The organism is Paenibacillus sp. J22P165, assembly GCF_059692015.1.
Window position 1 is genome coordinate 87,793 of record NZ_JCAUAP010000005.1, and the last position, 21,430, is coordinate 109,222.

The 21,430-nt window shown below is 46.8% G+C and carries 21 protein-coding genes; 3 read left to right on the top strand and 18 right to left on the bottom strand.

Annotation, left to right across the window (positions count from 1 at the left end):
• Positions 1–121: 121 nt before the first annotated feature.
• The 9 genes from AC58QM_RS13140 to AC58QM_RS13180 all read right to left on the bottom strand — a co-directional run bounded on the left by AC58QM_RS13140 (position 122) and on the right by AC58QM_RS13180 (position 8,731).
• On the bottom strand, positions 122–1,375 hold the full coding sequence (locus AC58QM_RS13140; protein ID WP_497284593.1) for an MFS transporter: 1,254 nt from the start codon (positions 1,373–1,375) through the stop codon (positions 122–124).
• 4 nt (positions 1,376–1,379) lie between these two features.
• Complete coding sequence (locus tag AC58QM_RS13145; protein WP_497284595.1) at positions 1,380–1,994, bottom strand: nitroreductase family protein; 615 nt, start codon at positions 1,992–1,994, stop codon at positions 1,380–1,382.
• Positions 1,995–2,028: 34 nt separating this feature from the next.
• A complete protein-coding gene (locus AC58QM_RS13150) occupies positions 2,029–3,081 on the bottom strand; it encodes an ABC transporter substrate-binding protein (RefSeq protein WP_497284597.1) in 1,053 nt (350 codons plus the stop codon).
• 39 nt (positions 3,082–3,120) lie between these two features.
• Positions 3,121–3,456, bottom strand: a complete 336-nt coding sequence (locus tag AC58QM_RS13155) for a 4Fe-4S binding protein (protein ID WP_497284599.1) — start codon at positions 3,454–3,456, stop codon at positions 3,121–3,123.
• On the bottom strand, positions 3,453–5,057 hold the full coding sequence (locus tag AC58QM_RS13160; protein ID WP_497284601.1) for an FAD-dependent oxidoreductase: 1,605 nt from the start codon (positions 5,055–5,057) through the stop codon (positions 3,453–3,455). The genes AC58QM_RS13155 and AC58QM_RS13160 overlap by 4 nt, the downstream gene beginning before the upstream one ends.
• A gap of 181 nt (positions 5,058–5,238) precedes the next feature.
• Positions 5,239–6,096, bottom strand: a complete 858-nt coding sequence (locus AC58QM_RS13165) for an ABC transporter permease (protein WP_497284603.1) — start codon at positions 6,094–6,096, stop codon at positions 5,239–5,241.
• A gap of 42 nt (positions 6,097–6,138) precedes the next feature.
• Positions 6,139–6,951: an ABC transporter permease gene (locus AC58QM_RS13170; RefSeq protein WP_497284605.1), complete on the bottom strand. Its 813-nt coding sequence runs from the start codon at positions 6,949–6,951 to the stop codon at positions 6,139–6,141.
• A 23-nt stretch (positions 6,952–6,974) separates the two neighbouring features.
• Positions 6,975–7,751 (bottom strand): ABC transporter ATP-binding protein, encoded by a 777-nt coding sequence (locus AC58QM_RS13175; protein WP_310499154.1) that lies wholly within the window; start codon positions 7,749–7,751, stop codon positions 6,975–6,977.
• A gap of 170 nt (positions 7,752–7,921) precedes the next feature.
• A complete protein-coding gene (locus tag AC58QM_RS13180) occupies positions 7,922–8,731 on the bottom strand; it encodes a DUF2935 domain-containing protein (protein ID WP_497285291.1) in 810 nt (269 codons plus the stop codon).
• A gap of 227 nt (positions 8,732–8,958) precedes the next feature.
• Between AC58QM_RS13180 and AC58QM_RS13185 the strand changes: the two genes are divergently transcribed.
• Positions 8,959–10,971, top strand: a complete 2,013-nt coding sequence (locus AC58QM_RS13185; protein ID WP_497284607.1) for a beta-galactosidase — start codon at positions 8,959–8,961, stop codon at positions 10,969–10,971.
• Between the two features lie 75 nt (positions 10,972–11,046).
• On the opposite strand, the gene AC58QM_RS13190 is transcribed toward AC58QM_RS13185, so the two are convergent.
• Positions 11,047–12,624, bottom strand: coding sequence for a helix-turn-helix domain-containing protein (locus AC58QM_RS13190; protein ID WP_497284609.1), 1,578 nt, complete (start codon positions 12,622–12,624; stop codon positions 11,047–11,049).
• Positions 12,625–12,876: 252 nt separating this feature from the next.
• On the opposite strand from AC58QM_RS13190, the gene AC58QM_RS13195 reads away from it, so the two are divergent.
• A complete protein-coding gene (locus AC58QM_RS13195) occupies positions 12,877–13,017 on the top strand; it encodes a hypothetical protein (protein WP_497284611.1) in 141 nt (46 codons plus the stop codon).
• An 83-nt stretch (positions 13,018–13,100) separates the two neighbouring features.
• Here AC58QM_RS13195 and AC58QM_RS13200 read toward each other — a convergent pair whose 3' ends face one another.
• Positions 13,101–13,841 carry an SDR family oxidoreductase gene (locus AC58QM_RS13200; RefSeq protein ID WP_497284612.1) on the bottom strand — a complete coding sequence of 247 codons (741 nt, stop codon included), beginning with the start codon at positions 13,839–13,841 and terminating at the stop codon, positions 13,101–13,103.
• A gap of 175 nt (positions 13,842–14,016) precedes the next feature.
• Between AC58QM_RS13200 and AC58QM_RS13205 the strand changes: the two genes are divergently transcribed.
• Positions 14,017–14,589: a TetR/AcrR family transcriptional regulator gene (locus AC58QM_RS13205; protein ID WP_497284613.1), complete on the top strand. Its 573-nt coding sequence runs from the start codon at positions 14,017–14,019 to the stop codon at positions 14,587–14,589.
• A gap of 81 nt (positions 14,590–14,670) precedes the next feature.
• Here the strand turns inward: AC58QM_RS13205 and AC58QM_RS13210 are convergent, their stop codons facing one another.
• The 7 genes from AC58QM_RS13210 to AC58QM_RS13240 form a co-directional block, all read right to left on the bottom strand.
• Positions 14,671–15,747, bottom strand: a complete 1,077-nt coding sequence (locus AC58QM_RS13210) for a Gfo/Idh/MocA family protein (protein ID WP_497284615.1) — start codon at positions 15,745–15,747, stop codon at positions 14,671–14,673.
• 12 nt (positions 15,748–15,759) lie between these two features.
• Positions 15,760–16,470 carry a metallophosphoesterase family protein gene (locus AC58QM_RS13215; protein WP_497284617.1) on the bottom strand — a complete coding sequence of 237 codons (711 nt, stop codon included), beginning with the start codon at positions 16,468–16,470 and terminating at the stop codon, positions 15,760–15,762.
• Positions 16,471–16,607: 137 nt separating this feature from the next.
• Positions 16,608–17,189 carry a nitroreductase family protein gene (locus tag AC58QM_RS13220; protein ID WP_497284618.1) on the bottom strand — a complete coding sequence of 194 codons (582 nt, stop codon included), beginning with the start codon at positions 17,187–17,189 and terminating at the stop codon, positions 16,608–16,610.
• Positions 17,170–18,018 (bottom strand): ABC transporter ATP-binding protein, encoded by an 849-nt coding sequence (locus AC58QM_RS13225; RefSeq protein ID WP_497284622.1) that lies wholly within the window; start codon positions 18,016–18,018, stop codon positions 17,170–17,172. The genes AC58QM_RS13220 and AC58QM_RS13225 overlap by 20 nt, the downstream gene beginning before the upstream one ends.
• A gap of 11 nt (positions 18,019–18,029) precedes the next feature.
• The gene (locus AC58QM_RS13230) at positions 18,030–19,073 is read right to left on the bottom strand and encodes a FecCD family ABC transporter permease (RefSeq protein ID WP_497284625.1); all 1,044 of its coding nucleotides are present in this window, start codon (positions 19,071–19,073) and stop codon (positions 18,030–18,032) included.
• Complete coding sequence (locus AC58QM_RS13235) at positions 19,070–20,080, bottom strand: FecCD family ABC transporter permease (RefSeq protein ID WP_497284627.1); 1,011 nt, start codon at positions 20,078–20,080, stop codon at positions 19,070–19,072. The genes AC58QM_RS13230 and AC58QM_RS13235 overlap by 4 nt, the downstream gene beginning before the upstream one ends.
• 69 nt (positions 20,081–20,149) lie before the next feature.
• The gene (locus AC58QM_RS13240; RefSeq protein ID WP_497284629.1) at positions 20,150–21,148 is read right to left on the bottom strand and encodes an ABC transporter substrate-binding protein; all 999 of its coding nucleotides are present in this window, start codon (positions 21,146–21,148) and stop codon (positions 20,150–20,152) included.
• Positions 21,149–21,430 lie beyond the last annotated feature (282 nt).

Sequence of the window (21,430 nt, forward strand, 5' to 3'; positions counted from 1 at the left end):
TCGGCTTGTTTAAAACTTGCGGATATCAATTCTGTTATATCTACAACAGTCTCCCAAAACAGTCTTCCCAATGCACAGTACTTTACGCAAAAAAAACGAGCTCCAAAGAGCCCGTTTCGTTTTAATTTGCAGTGGATGATACACGTGTCACGGTTTGAGCTAGTTCCAACTCTGTCTTCCGCAATTGGTAATTTCCAATGTGAAAAGCCTGCCAGCAACTGATGCCAAAAACGAGCATAGCCGTTATAAACCAACCACGGATACCGAAATGGGCGACGATAACGCCACCGAGAAGCGGCCCGGTTAGGCAGCCAAGGAACATCCATGAGTTCACCATGGCGAAGGTCTGTCCCTCCATCCCCTTGCGGACTAAGCCTCGCACTTGGGCCTGAATATTGGGCATCATACCCGCTACGCACAGGCCGAGTGTAAATCGACACGCAAGGATGAGCGGATACAGGTGCGTCACAGCTTGCACGATACAGAGGAGAAACGCAGTGCTGGTCGCTATTTTGAGCAACAATAAGGGTCCTACACGATCGGATAGCATGCCCAGCAACGGTGAGAAAACTATAACTGCGAGAGAGGTCGCCGATAAGGTGATGCCAAGCAGCCATTGATCGTTGAAAAAGGTGAGCTTATGCGTGGATTGCCGCACATAGTAAGGGATAATTGGATTCGTCCCGACTAGTGCGAAATTAATACAAAGGGCACTAAGCAGCAGCGAGGGGAGCGGCTTCATCCGCCAAATTTGCTTCCAGTCGGATCGCAATGTGCTCCGTTCCATTTTAGCAACGACAGGTGCACGTGGACCTTCTTTAACAAAGCAAAATACGCTGACGGTCGCAAGCAAAATACACACACTCATAGCCGGATACGCGCCTCTTACTGCGTAAAATGTAAGTAAAGAGGACGCGATCAGGGGGCCAATCAGCGAACCGGTCTCGCCCATCATTTGCATGGTGCCAGCCGAAACGCCAACTTTATTCTTGGCAGCTCCAATCAAGATCAGCACCATCGTGAATGGCAGGATGCCAGTAAAGCAGCCCTGTGCCAATCGCAGCAGCGCCAACTGCCAAGGCTCGGTGGCAAGTGACATGCAAGCCGTAACGAGGGTCATCCCCAATCCTGACCATAACATCACAGGCTTACGCCCGTAACGATCTCCGATGCGCCCCAGGAAGGGCATGAGCAGCATCATAATCATGAAATTGGCCGAGAATATGGCGCCTGACCATATGTAAAGCGAATCCCCACTTACATGCCCAACATCCTGAAGGAAGCTGGGCAAGAGGGGAACGAACATGCCGTGCGCGGTCGATACAAGCAATTGTACAGAGAGCAACGCTGCAAACTGCCGGTTCCACGAGTCCATCGAACTAGAAAGAGCCTTCGATGATACTCTCGCTCAATGCGCGTCGTCCATTCGGCAGCTCTCGCTGTTGAAAGTCTTCGGCCAACGTTTCACGTGCTCCACGGTAACCTAAAGCAATCACGGCATGAAGCTCATACTCCGCTGGAATTTGAAGTACTTCACGCGCTTTGTCTCTCTCATAGCCGCCAACAGCGCGCGTAGCCAGACCTAACAAGTGCGCTTGAAAAGCTATGGATGCCCAAGCTGCTCCTGCATCAAACGCATGCGCACCACTAGGTTCACCATCCTGACGGAACTTGTTAGACAGGATCAGCAACAGAACAGGAGCATGCTCCGTCCACAATTGATTATTCGGCTTAATAAACGATTGAAACTTCTGTTTCTGTTCCTCTGTTTGGGCGACTACGAATCGCCAGGGCTGCAGATTGGAGCTGGAAGGCGCCCAGCGAGCAGCCTCTAGAATCGTGTACAAGGTCTCATTCGTGACGTCCTTCTCTTCAAAAGCACGCGACGACCAACGATTCAGAAACAGCGAATGAACAGGATAATCCGCCTTACGATTGGCCTCCACTTCGGGAGTTAAAACAGTTTGATTAACTACTTGTGAGGATACAGTCATGTCATCATTCCCTTTCCGAATAGGCGTGTTGCCTTTATTTAAGTAACCACTGATTCAGATCAAAATCCTTCTCCGCCAACTTCTCTTCAACCAGGAATTTCTTCGTTCCATCAAGCAGTTTCACACCATCATCCTTAAAATTAACCTCTTTTATCGTCTCAATTGGTGTAACCTTCTTGTTCAATTCCGGTGTGAACCCATTTAACTGAGATAGGAATTGATAATATTCATCCGGTTTGGATTGTAAATCTTTGAGCGCTTTTTGCCTTGCTTCATTCCAAACCTTCGGGAAATCAGGGAATTTCTTCAGGTAGTCCTCAGACACAACCGTAAGGCTACCTCCAATTAAATTCGGATGTTTCGTCGCCTCATCAATTAGTGGGAATCCATTCTCAATTTGTTTCAAAGCAAAGATTGCACTGTTCGTCATCGCGTCCACTTCGCCACGAGACAATGCCGCTTCACCATCCGGACGCAGCATATGGATGAACTTCACGTCGGGCACATTTTGTTCTTTCACAAGGCCGGCAATATAGCGGTGCATGAAGGAGCCTTTTTGAATCGCGATCGTTTTGCCTTTCAAATCAGCAAGCGTTGTTGGTCCACCTTTTTTACCAATCAAATAACCTATATTGTCTGTTGAGTTCTGGGTAATCGCTCTCGTCTTCGCTCCAGTCGAACGAGCAAGTATCGCTGGCGTATCGCCCAAACTGCCGAAATCCAATCTGCCGCTAATTAACGACTCGCTTTGGTCAGGTCCATTCGGGAATGCTACCGGCTTGATTTCGGTGATGCCGTACTTTTTGAGCTCCTCTTGGATAATCCCTTTATATAAGCCCCAACCCTCTGCGCCACCAGGAAAATTCAGCTTGTTCGTGCCAATGTAACCGTAATTAATGACCGTTGGGGGTTGTACTTTGGCGGCTCCTCCACTTGTCGCTGCTGCGCTCGCTCCTGCCGTTTTCGCTCCTCCGTCGGAATTACCGCATGCTGCAAGGAAAGCAACCAATGCTGTCAATACAATAACCACATTTGTGGTACGGAAAAGCCCGAATCCCCTTTTATTTCGCTTCTGTCTCTCTATCATCTTCCATTCTCCTTTCAATTTGAACAAACACGATCCCAACTACGCGAAAGATGCTCGCTTCGATAATTCATACATATAAGGATGCTCGGCAACTGGCTTGCGTCCTTTGCCCCAGCCAACCTTCTCACGATAACCGCCAAAGAATCCTTGCTCATCAAGAATCTCCTCACTCACATGCATCAGTCCCTCCGCATCGGGCGCAACGTAGAGCGCATCTGCTGGGCAGTATAGTTCGCACATGAAGCAGGTTTGGCAATCGCTTTGCCGAGCAATAACGGGAATACCATTTTCTACTCGATCAAATACATTCGTTGGACATACCGACACACAGAGGTTGCACGATACGCATTTGGACTCGCTGACTAACTCAATCATGGGGTAACAGCCTCCTTGTTCACTTCAGCTTTTTGTGTCCATACCTGATCAAGCCCTCCGCTAATTAAACGGTACCCTTGCTCAGCATCAATCTCCGGGAAATCCTCCCGCTTATGCATGCCTCTTGTTTCGGTACGCTCAAGTGCCGTGTTGTACATAAGGCGAGCTGTGGCTGTCATAGCGGCTGCTTCACGATGACGAACACCAGCTATATCGAGTGTCGTCACACGTTCACGCAGATCGTTCCAAAGCCCATCAAGTCGATTGATCGATCCCTCCAAACCTTGCTGCGTACGGAACAAATTACGGTCATACGGCATGACTTCCTCTTGTACCGCTTGAATGGCTTCGCCTGTTTTGCTTAAAATCTGACCCGATCCCGACTTCGTAAAGGTTGTCGTTGAGACACTTTTCAGCTGACGGTTGGTCGCTTTATCGCCAAGATCTTTAGCAAATTGGGCTGCACCTTCTCCTGCAAATGATCCCGATGACATCGCCCAAGCCGCATTATGACTGCCGCCCCCTGTGAAACCTCCACAGATCAGCTCACGCGTCGCTGCATCGCCGGCCGCATATAAGCCTGGAACAATGGTTGAACATTGCTCATCAACGATCCGAATCCCGCCTGTTCCACGCACCGTACCTTCTAAGCGAAGCGTAACTGGGAACTTATCTTTGAACGGATCGATCCCGAGCCGATCGAAGGGCAAGAAGAAATTCGTTTGATTCACACGCAGCAACGGACGAAGGTCTTCTGGTGCTTGATCCAAACTCGCGTAGACCTGACGACCTTGCAGCAAATTCCGCGCAATAATCGAACGTCCACGTTGTGACCCTGCCCCTTCTACAATCGATCCATCCTCGTAATAGAAGGACGCGTACTTGTAGTAGGCTGTTTTGGTTACGGAAGAGAATGTCGGGCAGATCGCGTACGCATTCGAGAACTCCATTCCCGAGAAATCAGCTCCGGCTTCAGCAGCCAATAAGTAGCCATCCCCCGTCAACACGTTGGTTCCTAAGGCTTTGCTTAAAAAGGCACATCCGCCTGTTGCGATCACCACAGATCCTGCATGAACTGTCCAGGTTTGACCGCTCTGTGTTCTCACACCCGTTGCACCGCCAACACCATGCTCATCAGCAAGCAATTGGAGCACCGGACTGTGATCGAGGATTTTTACACCAGCCTTTTGAACCAATTTCCGCATCAACTTCATGTACTCAGGGCCCTGTAAACCACGTTTGTAGGGATCACCGATGTCATCCTTCGGAAACGGATACCCCATGGAACCCAGCTTATTCATATTCTCATAGGTGCGATCGAGCACCCGGTTCATCCAAGGCACCTCCGCTAGCTTACCTCCTAGCAAATAGCGACTCTGTCTCGCTTCCTCGCGCAGCTTCTCGTCTGGCTTGATGTACCAAACCCCTGTACCCGATGGTGCCGTTGCCCCGCTCGTTCCACAGTAGCCTTTATCCACCAAAATCACCTTGGAGCCCTTCGTAGCAGCCGTTAAGGCCGCCCATGTTCCCGCAGGACCTCCGCCAATCACTAACACATCCGCATCGAGACGCAATTCGTTATCTTCCAAAACCTTTGCCATTACCTTGACCTCCTTTAAACATGTAGTTGGAACAAAAAAGAGGCATTCCTTTGTAGGAACGCCTCCGTGTGTACGGTTGGACTGAGTATTTAACTTTAAGTCGACAAAACCAATTTGTTTACTAAGATTAAAACCATACTAGCACCGTATTTCAAAGTCGTCAACACTATTTATTTAAGTCCTAGCCCTGGAAGCTGTCACGCCAGCTCAGCCATTTTCTTTCTAGCCATCGTACAAGTGAATCCACAAGTTTCCCGATCACCGCAAAAATAATGACCCCAACGAAAATAAGCTCTGCGCTTGAATTTTGTTTGCCATAGTTGATAAGGAAGCCTATTCCCTCCTGTGAACCGATCAACTCCGCTACGACGAGTCCCAGCCAAGAAATAGCCACAGATAAGCGTAAGCCTAAAAGAATACCTGGCAAGGCAGCAGGGAGAATCAACCGGAAAATTTGCTTCGACTTGCTGAAATTCAGCACTTGAGCGACCTCGAATAATTTGCGATCCACATTTCGAATGCCAAGAAAGGTATAGATATACATAGGGAAAAAGGCACCATTCGCAATGATTACGATTTTCGAAACCTCACCGAAGCCGAACCAAAGTATAATTAACGGCGCAATCGCGAGATGCGGAATCATGCGCAGCATTTGAAAGGAGGGATCCAGCATGATCTCCAGCTTTTGAACAAAACCAACGAAAAAGCCGAAAAGCAGCCCAATGGATCCTCCAATTAGAAATCCTATTACAGCTCGTTGCAACGAAATGGATAGATGCTGGGACAACTCACCGGAAGCGATTAACGAACGAAATTCCGCAGCAATCTGTAAAGGTGTGGGCAAAAATGACGGCGAATACAGTCCCAAATCCCCCGATACTTGCCAAATGACAAGAAGTAATAATGGCACGATCGAGCCGATGACGAAATCGTTCACTCTCTCCCACAACCATTTGATTCGAACAAGCTCTAACTTCTGCCCCTTCGATTTGCCGATTCCTTGCGCGGCTTGACTTAGTGTCTCGACACGATTGCTCATACCTTCTCCCCCTTAGCTTAGTGCGGTAAATCTTTGTAGTGCTTATTGCCCTTTGTAGCTGTCTTGCCAGCTCAGCCATTTGCGTTCAAGCAGCCTCACAGCGGAATCCGCGACGATACCGAAAACGGCAAAAATGAGAATACCAACGAACACAACAGGTGTTTTGGAAAATTGCCGTGCATCCGACATCATATACCCAATCCCTGCGGTTGATCCCATTAATTCAGCCACAACAAGGCCAAGCCAAGACACACCTAATGAGATTCGAACGCCTAATAAAATATGAGGTAGCGCTCCGGGAATCGTTAACCGGATGATTTGCTTCCATTTGCTAAACCCTAGTACACGTGTCACATCGAAAAGTTTGTTATCCACGCCTCGAATACCCAAGAAAGCATTGATATATAGCGGAAAAAACGCCCCTTTGGCAATGAGAAGAACTTTAGCCGTTTCACCTATACCAAACCATAAAATAAATAAGGGCGCGATCGCCAAATGAGGCACCATGCGAAGCATTTGAACTGTAGGATCTAACGCTTTCTCCGTTCTACGGAATAGACCGACGAGAATCCCGAAGGCAAGGCCCAGCGAGCCGCCTAACAAGAAACCCGAAAGTGCTCGGGCGACACTAATCTTGATATTGTCATAAAGCTCACCTGTTTGAATAAGGCGAATCGCTGCATTCATAATGCGAAGCGGCGTTGGAAATAACAACGATGAAATCACGCCCAAATGGCCCAGCAGCTGCCAAGAAAGCAGTACAAGTAAAGGTACCAAAGCACCAAGAAGCACGCGATGGAATCGTTGCCTAGATCTCTGTTGATCAATACCTGCCAAATGTCCTTGTTGGCTCATTAAGAGCTCCCCCCTTTTCCTCCTTAAATGCCCGAACTATCGATTAATTCTAACTCTTCGATTTTCTCAAATTCACTAAGTACCTTGAGCCGCAACTCCTGAAAAGACGTTGTCGTCTTCTTCCTCGGGATCGGCAGATCGATGGGCACAATGTTCCTGATCGCGCCAGGCCGCGGTTTGAGGATCACAACACGATTAGCTAAATAGATCGCTTCATCAATATCATGCGTAACGAAAATCATCGTCGTTTTATTTTTTTGCCAAATATCAATCAACACTTCCTGCATGTGAGTTCGCGTAAAAGCATCCAGTGCACCGAACGGTTCATCAAGCAGCAGCACTTTCGGATTACGAAGTAAGGCTCTTGCTATGGCAACACGTTGAGCCATTCCACCAGAAAGCTCTTTCGGGAACGATTTCTGAAAGCCTTCCAGACGGACGAGTTTAATCAGTTCATCCACTTTCTTACGCACTTCAGGGTCTCGCAGTGAAAGGTCCGCGGCGATGTTTCTCTCAACGTTCAACCACGGAAACAGCCTTGGCTCTTGGAAAATAAAGCCCTTATCAATGCCTGGTCCATGTATAACCTGACCGCCCAGTTGAACCTCACCGGTATGCGCAACATCCAGTCCAGCAATGATCTTGAGCAGCGTGCTTTTGCCGCAGCCGCTGGGACCGATGACAGTAATAAATTCCCCCTCTTTCACTTGCAGCTGGATGTTGTGCAAAGCTTGAACAGACCCTTTGCTTGAGTGAAATGTTTTGTTCACATGTTCGAGTTTCAACAACGGTTGGCTCATTAGGTTCAACTCCTTTTTAAAATAAAAAAAGACACTTTTCTCCCAAAAGAGAATAGCGTCTCCGTTCAAACGGTGGTCACATTTCTAGAGTACCACTCGGAATGAAACTTAGTCAATCACAATTTAATATAATCCTATAAGTTTTATCGGAATTATTTTTTTCAGCCTAATTAATGCCCTACATGCTCCTCCCGCATCCCTATGACTGGATTGCCCGTTAAGCACTGCTCGAACATATCAATGATCGCTAGGAAGCGTTCCGCCTCACGGAACACGTGATCCGCCAGCAAAGGATGGATGATGCTTTTGATTTTGCAGGCTTCAATCAAATCACGCGCTGTTTTTTTAAAATCACGGAGTGCAACGACAGAGACACGATTCTGGTCCAGGAACTGGTCCAAGAGAGGATCTGTTTGAGATTGCGGCCGCATCCCGCTCAAATCGATGGCTTGGAAGAGGAGTTGGTCAAAATCATGACTAAAATTCCGCGCTTGCTCCACTAATTGACGTTCGGATGGATCCAGCAAATGACCGATGAACTTAGCGTGATCCGCCATGATACGCAGGAAGAATACATTTTCATCAATAATCGCGTCGTGTAATGGCTCTAATCGTCCTGCGTTTAATTCGTGTAATCGGTTACGGAAATAATTAGCCTCACGACTCGTATGGTCAACTAACAATGGGAAGTTGTTCCCGCCAGGTAGCTTGCATTGGATAATGAGTCCGAGAACTTTTCTTTTGAACGCCCAAATATGTGCAGCAGCCGACGAGACTTCCGTATTGAAACGCCGAATTTGTTCAGGATCTGTCAACTCGTTATACGAATGGGATTTATTCTCGATATGCTCAAAAATCTGATAATAATGATTCGCCTCTTGGATCAACGTCGTGTCTTCACAGCGAAAGCCCAATTTGAGAAACAAGGAATGTTCCTTCATAATACGTGACCAGAACCGGACCTCATCCAATGACCGCATCACGAACTCATTTGACAATTCGAGCACTCTCCTCACATGATGTTCTCCTCTTCCATTTATAATGGGCACTTGTCGTGCATATGCTACAACAACCTAAATAGGACAACTACAGGAGCTTTTTTCCCAAAAAGATTACGTTTAGATCTATGCTCATCCGTTATAATGAAGGTACAGCCCTGTTAGACAGTCAAAAGCTAGTAACTATCCCTTGATGAGGTGTTGTCACTATGTACTTTGGCGTTGATTATTATCCAGAGCATTGGCCAGAAGAACGTTGGCAGTTAGATGCGCGAATGATGCGGGAAGCCAGCATGAATATTGTCCGATTGGCGGAGTTTGCTTGGGTCAAAATGGAGCCCGAACTTGGCGTCTATGATTTCTCCTGGTTGGATCGCGCAATTGACGTGTTTACGCAGGAAGGCATCAAGATTATTCTGGGGACCCCGACTGCTGCTGCGCCCAAATGGTTGATGGATCTGTACCCCGATATGTATCCCATGGATGTGTACGGCCTCAAAAAAGGGTTCGGGACAAGACGGCATTACTGCCCAAATCATCCCGTCTATCTGACGCATTCGACCATCATTACGCGTAAATTAGCGGCACACTATGCGAACCATCCGCAAGTTGTGGCTTGGCAAGTGGATAATGAATTCGGTGGTCCTTGCTATTGTCAAAGTGATCTGCGTGCATTCCGCAAATGGTTGACTCGTAAATATGGTTCTATTGATGCGTTAAATCGAGAATGGGGAACGATATTCTGGAGCCAGACCTATCGCCATTTCGATGAGATTGATTTACCTGCCTATTCATCTAGCGATGGCTTCAGTCAAAATGCTGGAGCAGGAGACCTCTCTACACCTTACAATCACAATCCAGGCATGCTATTGGATTATTATCGTTTTTTCACGGATGCAACGGTAGCCTATCAGAAGGCGCAGATTGATGAAATTCGGATCTATACCTCTCTTCCTATTACCCATAATTTGATGGGGCATGCGAATGATTTGGATTATTTTAAAATAGGAAAAGATCTCGATTTCATCTGTTGGGACAATTATCCGAATAATATGTGGGGAAAAGGCTCACCTTCTAGTGCCTCAATGGCACATGATCTGATGCGAGGCATTAAAGAGCAGAATTTCTGGATGATGGAGCAGCAAAGCGGTCCCTGTGGTTGGCAGCATATGGGCGACACGCCCGAGCCTGGCCAATTGCGGTTATGGACCTATCAAGCACTCGCGCATGGCGCTGAAGCGATGGTGTATTTCCGCTGGCGGGCATGCACGGTGGGGATCGAGCAGTATTGGCATGGCATTCTCGATCATGATGGGATCGGGCGGAGAAGGTATCGCGAGATTAAACAGCTCGGCGCCGAATTGGCTGGCTTGCATGATTTATTCGTGGGCTCACAGAATGTGAGTCCAGTCGCAGTCATCAAATCTTACGATAATGCTTGGAGCCATAGGCAGCAGCCGCACAATCGTAAGTTTAATTATAATATTTTGCTGCACGCGTATTACGATGCCATTGCGGATCAGCATATCAATCTCGATGTGGTGAATGTGGAGACCGATTTCTCCAAGTATCGCCTCGTGATGATGCCGGCTTTTAACCTTATGACACCTGAAATTGCTGCCAAATGCGAGGCCTATACAGCTAGCGGCGGCAATCTGCTAATCACCTTCCGCTCAGGAACTAAAACATGGAACAACCAAATGTCGACACTTACCGTTCCAGGGTTATTCAAGGATATGGCCGGTGTTGAGCTCGAAGAGTTCGATTCCATCAATTTCGGCAGAACCGTCAAGGTGAAGGGGACTTTCGGAGAGGGCACCGCCGCGATATGGGCCGATGTTCTAAAGAGTACTGGCGCCGAGGTTTTGGCGACTTACGATAGTCATTATTACATAGGTCAACCCGCGGTGACTGTGAATGGGTACGGCAATGGCCGCGTTTATTATGTGGGATGCGATTTGGATGCTGATGCACTCGGGGCGCTGATGCAGCTCGTAGTTCAACGGGAGGGCTTGGAGCCTTTATTGCGGGAGCCTGTGAGCGGCGTGGAAGTCATTGCCAAGACGAAGGATGGGCAGGCGTTCTGGGTGCTTTTGAATTATACAAATGAAGTCAAACATGTGGCGCTACCCCGTGCGTATGTGAGTCTCTTGGATGGTTCCTCGGTTGGAACGGAGGCTGCTTTAGCCCCGTATGGGGTGATGGTGATTCGCCAAAAATAGCGTGAAATAACAGATAAGCCTACCTCCCGTATGAACTGGTTGTAGGCTTTTTGGTTGTTTAGGGATACGAGACTTTCAGGCGTGCCACTGCAGCAAATCGTCAAGGATCTGGTTCTGACCGCTAGGAGCCCAGCTCATGCTGATCCAATTCGGAATCACGCGGATCTGGTTGTTCTGGACAGCCTTCATCGTTTCCCAAGAGCTCCCTCTTAACACATTCATATATAAGTTGGTTTCTTCAAGTGACGTAAGTCGTTTATCAATGAGGAGATAATCCGTATCGAATGCTGGCATACTTTCCACGGCATACTCCTTCGTCCTCTCATTCAGAGGCACACAGCTGCCGGGTTTCAAGCCTAGCTCTGTATACAATAAATGACTTAGCGGGTGATCCACGAATCCTTGCACGCGAATCCTCCGGCTATATAATCGAATTAGGGACACACTCTTATGACCAATCGTATCCATCACGACTTCTTTCGTGTACTTCACACGTAGATCCAATTGACTGAACGTTTGTTGCGCTTCTTTCTCCCGTCCTACTAACTCAGCAATCCTCAAATAATACTTCCGCCAATCCATGGAAAAATCCACAATAACCGTAGGTGCTATTAGCTTTAACTGGTCGTACATCGGAAGATGCCTATAATCGGCGATGATTAACTCAGGCTGATACTTACGCAGTTCGGTTAATTGAACACGAATACGTCTTTGATTCTCTTCGATGCCTAACTCTAGATGTCGATAACCATTCAATTCAAAGGCGTCCTCCACGCCAAGGTCATGCAAACAATCGCGATAACGAAAACACGATGCTACAGCGACTTTCAATTGTTTCCTTTTGATATACATCGTTGGTGAAATCCCCAAGCTATTCTTAAACATGCGGCTAAAATAAAACTCATTCCCGAAACCAACAGCTGTTGAAATATCCTTGATGGAAGCGTCTGGCTGTTGCAAAAGTTCCTTTGAAGAATCGATCCGAATCTGATTCAGATACTCAACGGGGGACACCATCTTCGCTTTTTTGAAGCTTCTTGAATAGGAAGTTGGCGTCAATCCTGCGATGTCGGACAACGTTTCCAGCTTGATTTTGTGGCTAAAATGCTTGTACATGTAGGAAATGCTTTGATCAATTCCTTTGGACGCATCCTCGAGTTCAATCGTTTCAGGTACCTCCTCTGGCATCGATTGAATCAGACTTTGAAACTTGAGCTGAAGAATGGAATCCTTCATCGACTTCGTTCGAGATTCTTGATAGAGGTGCTCCACACTTTCGAGATGCTGCTTGGCCTGCTTGATTTGAATCTTGCCCGTCTGAAAAAGCGAAGGATCCGAGGTCGATCTGACACAGTGCCAGCCGTCTTTTCTTTTGAAAAACGATACACGTCTTATGATTAAGATATAGTACTCGATAAACTCTGATTCCAACATCACTTCGATCGGCTTATTTCGAGCTATATACAATGTCTGATTCGGCTTGATCGGCACAGCTTGATTATCGATGCAAAGAATGCCTTTGCCTTGTATCACAACAAAGAGCATATCTCCTGAGATATTCTTTTTATGCAGCGTGTTTCGTTTGTAGAAACGACGTTTGCTTATGGAGGAAAGCATGAGAAGCGAGTAATCCTGTCCTTGAACCGGTAGCATCAGTTGCTTTAACCCCTTCCATGGTCAGAGTCGGCCGTGAGTGAGAATGATTTTCAATAGACTCAGTATAAATGGTTTACATTTACTTGAAAAGGTTTTTTTGGTTATTGAAATCGTATAGAATCACCTCAAAACGGTCTGACTTACCTACTTTGAGTGGATTTATCCAATGGAATTACCTCAAAAGGCCTATATTACCTACTTTGAGTGGATTTATCCAATGGAATTCGGATGCGTGTTGAGGCGTTTTCGATGTGCGATAGATGGGGGTTGCACGATCTGGGTGATGTGCGTGATGCAGGCGATCTGACGATGTGCGAGGACTGGCGATATGTTGGCAAACAAAAAAGTGACCCACAGCAACGGGCTGAGGGTCTAAGTATATATATTTAAAAAGGGGGTCGGGTTTTATTATAAGCTTTATACATTAATGCCAGATGAATATCATATTTCAATTATATTACAATTCTTTACAATCAAGACAATGCTGTCGGTCTTACCATAATTTCGCTGATTAGTGTGTCATCTGGTTCATTAATGGCAAATGCAATGGCTCTAGCAATACTGTTGGGAGAAATCCCCATGCCGCTTATCTGATTGGCTATCGCTTGCACTTCCGGGCTAGTAATGCTGTCAAATAGCTCTGTCTTCGTCAGACCTGGCGCAATCAAGGTCGATCTAATCCCTGAAGTCGAAGACTCCTCTAGGCGAAGTCCTTCCGAAATGGCTCTAACAGCGAACTTGGTGGCCGCGTATACGGCTGATGTTGGAGACACTTGATACCCGGATGTCGAGGATAGGTTGATGATATGGCCAGACTGCTGCTCCCGCATGACAGGTAGTACCGCGGCTATACTGTACAAAACGCCTTTGATGTTCACATCGATCATCTGATCCCACTCCTCCACGCGTAATTCATTCATCCTGGAAGATGGCATGATCCCCGCGTTGTTCACCCATACATCAATTCGGCCATACGCATCCAAAGCAAACTTGACCACATGCTGCATATCTTCAGCAGAAACGACGTCAGCTTTGACAGCAACGGCCTCTCCGCCATTCTGTTTAATTTCATGAACAATCGAATGCAGACGTTCCTCTCTTCTGGCAGCTAATACGACCTTCGCACCTTTTTCGGCTAACAATTTCGCTGTAGCTTCTCCGATTCCGCTTGATGCTCCTGTTATGATAACCACTTTATTTTGAATGTTTTCCATTGTAATTTGCTCCTTCATCGCATGATATGGAACATGTGTTGAATATTTAACGGCCGTTGATTAATATTATAGACAGAAGCAGTGATTACTCAATGGTTGATATCGACGTAATTGTTTCATATACAACAGGATCTAAAGAATTGTTGATTAACGTGAAGGAGGTAACCTGAAAGGTATGGAACCTATCCATAAAACCGACCGCCGTATTCTCCGAACCAAACAATCCATAACGAAGTCGTTTCTGGAGCTATTTTCGGAAAAAGATTTTGAACAGATCACCATTAACGAGATCGCGGAGCGTGCGAATGTAAACCGCGGCACCGTTTATCTGCATTACAGCGACAAGTACGACCTTTTGGACAAATGCATTGAAGCCCATATCAATGAATTGATTACGTTGTGCACGAACCAAGAGGCCAATAAAGTAAACGAGGGGATGGTACAAGACCCCAAGCCGATTTTTGATTACTTTCATAGCCATTCCGCATTTTTCTCAGCTATGTTTTCCAATCAGAGAGTCTTCCTATTCCGGGACCGCCTGCTAAAATTTATCTCCGTTAATCTGATGGTCAAAATGGAAAAACCCGGCATTCCCCCCGTTATCGACAATGAGATCAAGGCCCAGTTCATGGCCTCTGCTTTTATTGGCATTGTGGAGTGGTGGATCCTTCATCACATGCCGCATTCCACACAATTTATGGCTGATCAGGTTAAGAATTTATTTGAAAATAATCAAGTTTACTCCTAGCAGCCTGGTAATGGCTACAGAGTTCTGTCAAACTAAAATTAAAAAAGCCACGAATCTATTTACACGATTCGTGGCTATCATTTACTCCGCCCAGGGTTGCGTCGTCGTTGTCAGTTCCTCTCCCGACTCAATAGCGGATTGCATCACAATCCCTAAATAATGATCCTGCATCGCCTCAGCCAAGTCATAACAAGATGGCCCACCCTGTACATAGTCCGCCATTCGAGTCAAACTAGTAGCAATCGCTATCTCATCATCGGATAAACGCCCGGGAACGACTGGGTTTTCGTACACCCAATCTTCGCCCGCGATAATCCCTTGGTGATAATATCCTTCCAAGTTACCGTTATGACCGGTATCGACTCTACGGAAATTGCCAGTGATAGGTGTTTTAAAATCTCTCAAATACCGGAACGTTTCATCCGATAATTCGCCACGGTTTCCGCGAACAAGGACACGATTTTGGCGAATCCAAGAGAAATACTGATCACCTGTAAAATCAAACAGCGCCAGTTGGTTTCCAAAACGAAGCGTAGCGATATCCTGCACCGAGTTGCCAATCACTTCACTTTCCGGAGGCCCATTACGCCCCGGACCTTTCACGATATCAGAGGTAAATCTCTGTCCACGAATAATGGCGTTCTCGAATTGAATGCCAAGTAACTTTCGGATCAGACTGATGCCATGATAACCGTGAGCGGCCGATACTTGCACCTGAGAAACGTCACCTAATTTACCTGATCTCACGAAAGCTATACGTGCAGCATGCATCGGCTGATACAAATATTGTTCGGCCACCTGTACGCGCCCCTTTAGCTTGGAAACCGACTGGTACAAGTCAATCATACCCGAGATGTCATTGGCCGGAGGCGTCTCTGTCAATACGGGTATGTTCCTTTCTACCAGCTCCAGTGTGCAGCCAGGCATGGCATCCCTCGAAACGCAAACAACCGCGAATAGGAGCGGTCCGCTTGAAACGAAAGATTCCATGTCTCGGTAGGTTTTCACGCCCCATTTCTCCTCGATTTCCCTGCCTCGTTCCTCATCACGGACTAGCATCGCACGGACGGCGAAACGGTGAGGCTGCATTTGCGCAATCCGCAAATAAAATTCAGCTCTCCACCCTCGCCCTACAATTCCAAATTCGATTAAAGACATAACGGTTACCCCTCACTTTACGTTGTACACCACTTGACTTGGCAGTTCTAGACAATTCAATTGTCCACCATAAACGGCGCCACCATCGATGCCAATAATACGATTCACACCAAAATAAACATGATAATTATCCGAATCGCCGTGCAGTGTATCGGTGGATGAATGGCCGAAAACCACAATTTTTTCACCACTATACCCTGTATGAAATTCGCCACGAATCCACATCAGAGTAAATGGATCCGTTTCCGAAACAGGCACTCCTGGCTGCACACCGGCATGGACAAATATATAGTCATCCGTTTCGATATAGTGCTCCAGTTTCGTTATGAATGCCAAGTGCTCTGATAATATATCCGACTGCAGCTCTGGTCTGGTGAACGACTCCGCGTTCTCATCGAGGGCATAATCAGCTTCTGTAAACCCATAGCTTTGTAGAGTCATATCGCCGCCATTGATTTGTGCCCAGCGTTTCCATGCCCGTTCATCCTGCGTCGTCAATGCTTTGATCATTAAATCCTCGTGATTCCCTTTTAATACTCGCGCTCCGGCCTCTCTTAAAGCCATAACTCGTTCAATCACACCCTTGGCGTCTGGCCCTCGATCCACATAATCGCCCAGCAAAATCAGTTGATCTTGTTCGGAGTTGTACCCCGCGGCTGCTAGTAAAGCTTCAAACTTGGCAAGTTCGCCATGAATATCGCTAATGACAAGAATTCTTTTCATCTGTATCCCCTTGGTGTCTGGTTAAAGTCCCTTTATTATAAAAGGCCAAAGGCCGATCTGCAATTATCGAAAAACCCCCGAATCGCGTTAAGCGTTTCGAGGGTTTTTCTGGGGATCACTATTACTATTTTCCTATCCTATTTGGAATCAATAATCGTCAGCATTTCCTCAACGGACTTCCGCGGCTGTACCTTTGGAACGGATGCTGGGTATCCGACATGCAGAAGGCCGACGATTTTCTCATCTGCCTGCAAGCCGACGGATTGTTGGAACTCCAATTCATAGTTATAATTGTTCGTTTTCCACACGACGCCGAGCCCTTGCTCCCAAGCGGCCAATTGGAAATTTTGGATGAGGGCACAGACAGCGCCGTAGTCTTCATCCCACTGCTTTTGACGTGTATCTTCATTCAGAATCACAACGAGATGGGCAGGAATCTTCATGAAATCGTTCCACTTGGGTATCCCGTGTTTTTCTCTCATCTCTTCATCATCATAGGTCTGGAGCATCGCATTGGCTAATGCCTCACGTCCCTCTCCTTTGTACAAAATAAAGCGCCAAGGCTGTCTATTCCCATGATTCGGTGCCCAAACGGCTACATTCAGTAAATCCAGCAGCAATTCGTCCGAAACAGGATCCTGTTTGAAATCGCGAATCGTTCTTCTTTCTTTTATTAACTCTGCTACCGTTCCCGCTTGTTTAGTTTCGGATAAGCTCATGTTGGACATCCTCCTCGATATGCTTAGATACGTACTTGTCGGATTTGCGGCCTTTTCCTTTCGGAATACACATCGGTGTACCGAAGAACGGATCCTCCATAATGTCACATTCCATCCCGAACACTTGGCGGACAAGCTCTGTATTAATAACATCCTCTGGTTTCCCTTGAGCAAAAACAGACTTATCTTTAATCGCCACAAGATGATGTGCATAGCGACAAGCAAGATTAAGATCATGAAGAACCATCACAATCGTTCGTTGTTCACGTTCATTCAGCTCAAACAAAAGGTCCAAAATATCCACTTGGTGAGCCATATCCAGATACGTTGTAGGTTCATCTAACAGGATCGTTTGGGTTCCCTGCGCGAGAGTCATCGCAATCCATGCCCGTTGGCGCTGTCCACCGGATAAGGAATCCACCGCGGTTTCTGCCAATTCGGTTGTTTTGGTAACGGCTAGTGCTTCCTTCACGCATCGCTCATCTTCATCCGACCACGATTTCAGCCAATTCTGGTAGGGGTATCGCCCTTGTTTCACCAACTGAAAAACGGTTAACCCTTCCGGGGCAATAGGCCCTTGCGGCAAGATCGATAAGCGCTTCGCAATCTCTTTCGTAGGAATTTCCGCGATATGCTTGCCGTCCAGAATGATTTCGCCTTGAGCAGGCTTCAATAAGCGAGCCATCGAACGAAGGAGTGTTGATTTTCCACAGCCATTTGAACCGATTAATACCGTAATCTTTCCTTTAGGCATGGTAAGATTCAAGCCTTCGATAATATTTTCTTTGCCATAGGTCAAATTGAGATTTCTGGTTTCCAAAGTTGGCACTCTCTTCACTCCTATCTTGAATTTCGCTTGGTGTACAGCAAGTAGATGAAAAAGGGTGCCCCTACCGCTGCCGTGAATACACCAACTGGCACATCGAGCGGTAGAAAGAACGTTCTACCCGCTAGGTCCGCCAACATCACAATCGCGCCTCCGAGCAGTGCTGAGACGGGCAACAAGCTGTCAAAGCTTGAGCCCACCCATTTGCGTGCCATATGCGGAGCGATTAACCCAATGAATCCGATCGCGCCAGCTACGGAAACAGCTGAACCCGCTAGCGCCACGCTGATGAGCAGCAATAACAAGCGGTTAATCTCTACTGCGCTTCCTGCGCTTGCTGCCACATCATCCCCGAGCTGTCCAATATTGACATGGCGAGCTAATAGAAATGCTAGTGGAATCAAAACGACCGTCCATGGCAGAACCGTAAGCACATTTTCCCAATTCGCCGCGTAAACCGAACCTGTGAGCCATAGGTAGGCTGTGCCAGGATCGTTCTTCGGACTAAAAACAATCATCATCGTCGTCGCAGCAGACATCAGCGATGACATCCCAATGCCGACCAGAATGAGGCGGATGGGTGTGACTCCTTTTTTCCAAGCGAGCATATACAAAATGACTGAAACAACTGCAGCACCCAGCATCGCCGAGACCGGCAGCCACCGAATGCTGATCATGCTATTGAAATACGTGAGGAAGGTGACCGCAGCCACTGAAGCTCCCCCCGTAACACCCATCATATCTGGCGATGCCAATGGGTTTCGAATGATTCCCTGCATGATCGCACCTGCCGCTGCCAATGCAGCCCCTACTAACATGGAAATGACAATGCGCGGAAGGCGCAGCTTTTGAACGACCATTGCATGATCATCGGCGCCAATGCCTATGACACTTCTAACAACATCGATCGGAGATATGTACATTTCCCCCATCCCCGTGCTGACAATCGCAATCACCACGCAAACCACGAGTAACAGGAGGGAAATCGTGAACGCTTTTTTTTCAACTAAAAAAGAAACCGCACCGTGTCGTGATCGAATCGGAACATGACCCTTCATGATTTGATAAGCCCCCTTCGTGCAATATAAATAAAGAATGGGGCACCAATAATGGCGGTCATAACACCTACAGGCATTTCCTCAGGAATCATAATAAATCTTGCAGCCAAATCCGCCAGTATCAGCAGAATTGCTCCTAATACAGCACAATAAGGAATGACCCAACGATGATCACCACCGATGAAAAACCGAGAAATATGCGGAATGACAATACCAATGAATCCAATGGGACCCGCGACCGACACGGAGCAGCCCGCAAGCACGACAATTAGTAAGCCTGCGACTGATTTGACCCAGATCGTCTTTTGACCCAAGCCTTTCGCCGTATCCTCACCCATGAGAAGTAAATTCATATCACGCGCGATGAACCAAGCAACTACCCAGGATATGGCCATGAAAGGGATGACTGTGATTAACATATCTGGAGAACGTCCGGCAATTGTACCCGTTAGCCAGAATAACACCGTGTTTAGCCCTTGTTGGTTCAGCACCAAGATGCCTTGTGTGAAGGAGGAGAACAGTGCGGTCATCGCTGCGCCTGCGAGTACAATTTTGAGTGGCGTTAAGCCATCTCTGCCAAAAGAGCCCAAAATATAAACGGATAAGGCACCGACTGCCGCTCCGATAAAAGAAATCCACATCAAAGCTTGCATCGATGAAATCGATAAAGCTACCGCCGCAAGGACAACGAATAACGTGGCGCCTGCATTCACGCCAAGTACACTCGGCGAAGCCAGCGGGTTACGTGTGAGCGTCTGCATCAACGTACCCGCGATCGCTAAGCTAGCGCCAATGGCTGCGGCTATACAGGCCCTGGGCACACGCGTTGTGCGAAGAATGATTTGATCATTGATATTCTCGTCGTAATGAAAGATGGAAGCCCATGCTGTATGCCAGTCAAACTGCGTCGCACCGAACAGAATGCTGGAAACAAAGCTCCCAAGCAAAATGATAACCAGTGTGAGCAGCCCGGCGGTTTTCCATAAGCTCGTATTCATAAGGTTCATGATGACAATCTCCCAAACACTTATATTACACAAAGGAATGAACATAACGTTCATCCCTAAGTGTTTCAACTATTTAATATCAAAATATTTGTAGAGATCCGCTAACATCGCTTTCGCTGCCATCGAGCCCCCAGATAAGTTCCAAGTGATCGTGTCTACTTTAAAATACTTACCGTTCTTTACGCCTTTGAGATTTTTCCAAAGCGGGTGAGCCGTCCAATCGTTCTGCGATTTCTCTACCGAAGGTTCTTCCGCACTCAGACGTGTAATATCAAAGATATACTCGCCATCCAACTGCGACATTTGCTCTTTTGTGGTGATGTTAACGACAGCCTTGCCTTCTACAATTTGAGCCTTAGGACGTGGTAAACCAAGTTCCTTGAAGATCGTTCCAGCAAAACCTGTTGCATAAAAACGTGCACTGCCATCTCTTTCAAAACGGATAATCGAAACTTCGGATTTCGCCAGTTTATCTCCCGCTTTTTGTTTAAACTCCGCTACCCCTTTATCCCAATCCGCTAAAATTTTCGCACCTTCTTGCTCCTTATAAAGGGCATCCATGGCATACTTCAAATTCGCTTTCCAGTCAAAAATCTCTTCCGTCATAATAGTAGGCGCAATGCTTTCCAGCTGCGGATAAATTTTCTCATGACGTGGTTTCGTCCCAATGATCAAATCTGGCTTCAATGCCACGATTGCTTCCACATTCGGCTGTGTTTCTTCACCCAAGTTCTTTACACCATCCATATTGGATCTCAGAAAGTTGTACCAAGGCTTCTCTTCCCATGATTCAACCGAACCAACTGGCTTAACGCCCAAGTGTGTAACTATATCCGTCATACCATTGAACAGGACGACAATCCGCTCTGGCTTTTTCTTCAAAGTAACTGTACCCATCGCATGTTTAATTGTTTTCTCTACCGTTGCTACAGCTGTAGCTTTAGCGGCTTCTGGCGACGCACTTGCAGTGCTCGTACTACTCGCATTTCCACCTGTTGTTGTCGAACTACCACAAGCCGTCACGGCTAGTGCTAACAACATCACGATCATCATTTTTAAAGCTTTCATCCTTTTCTTCCTCCTTGTACAGCAAAGCACACACTGGTGATGAACAAGCCATCTATTTAGAATGCTGATGCTGACTCCCTGTTTTTAATTGATAATAATTCTCAGTCTCAATTATAAAGGGCATATTTTCCAATGTACATATCCAATTTTATCCGATTTGTTGACTAAATTTATCTTTGTATGGATGTTCAGCACGTCTTTTTAAAATGGACAAATTTGCCAAATATAGTTTTCCCACTTATACTTATACCTAGATATTCGATGCATTGTAATTCTATAGTC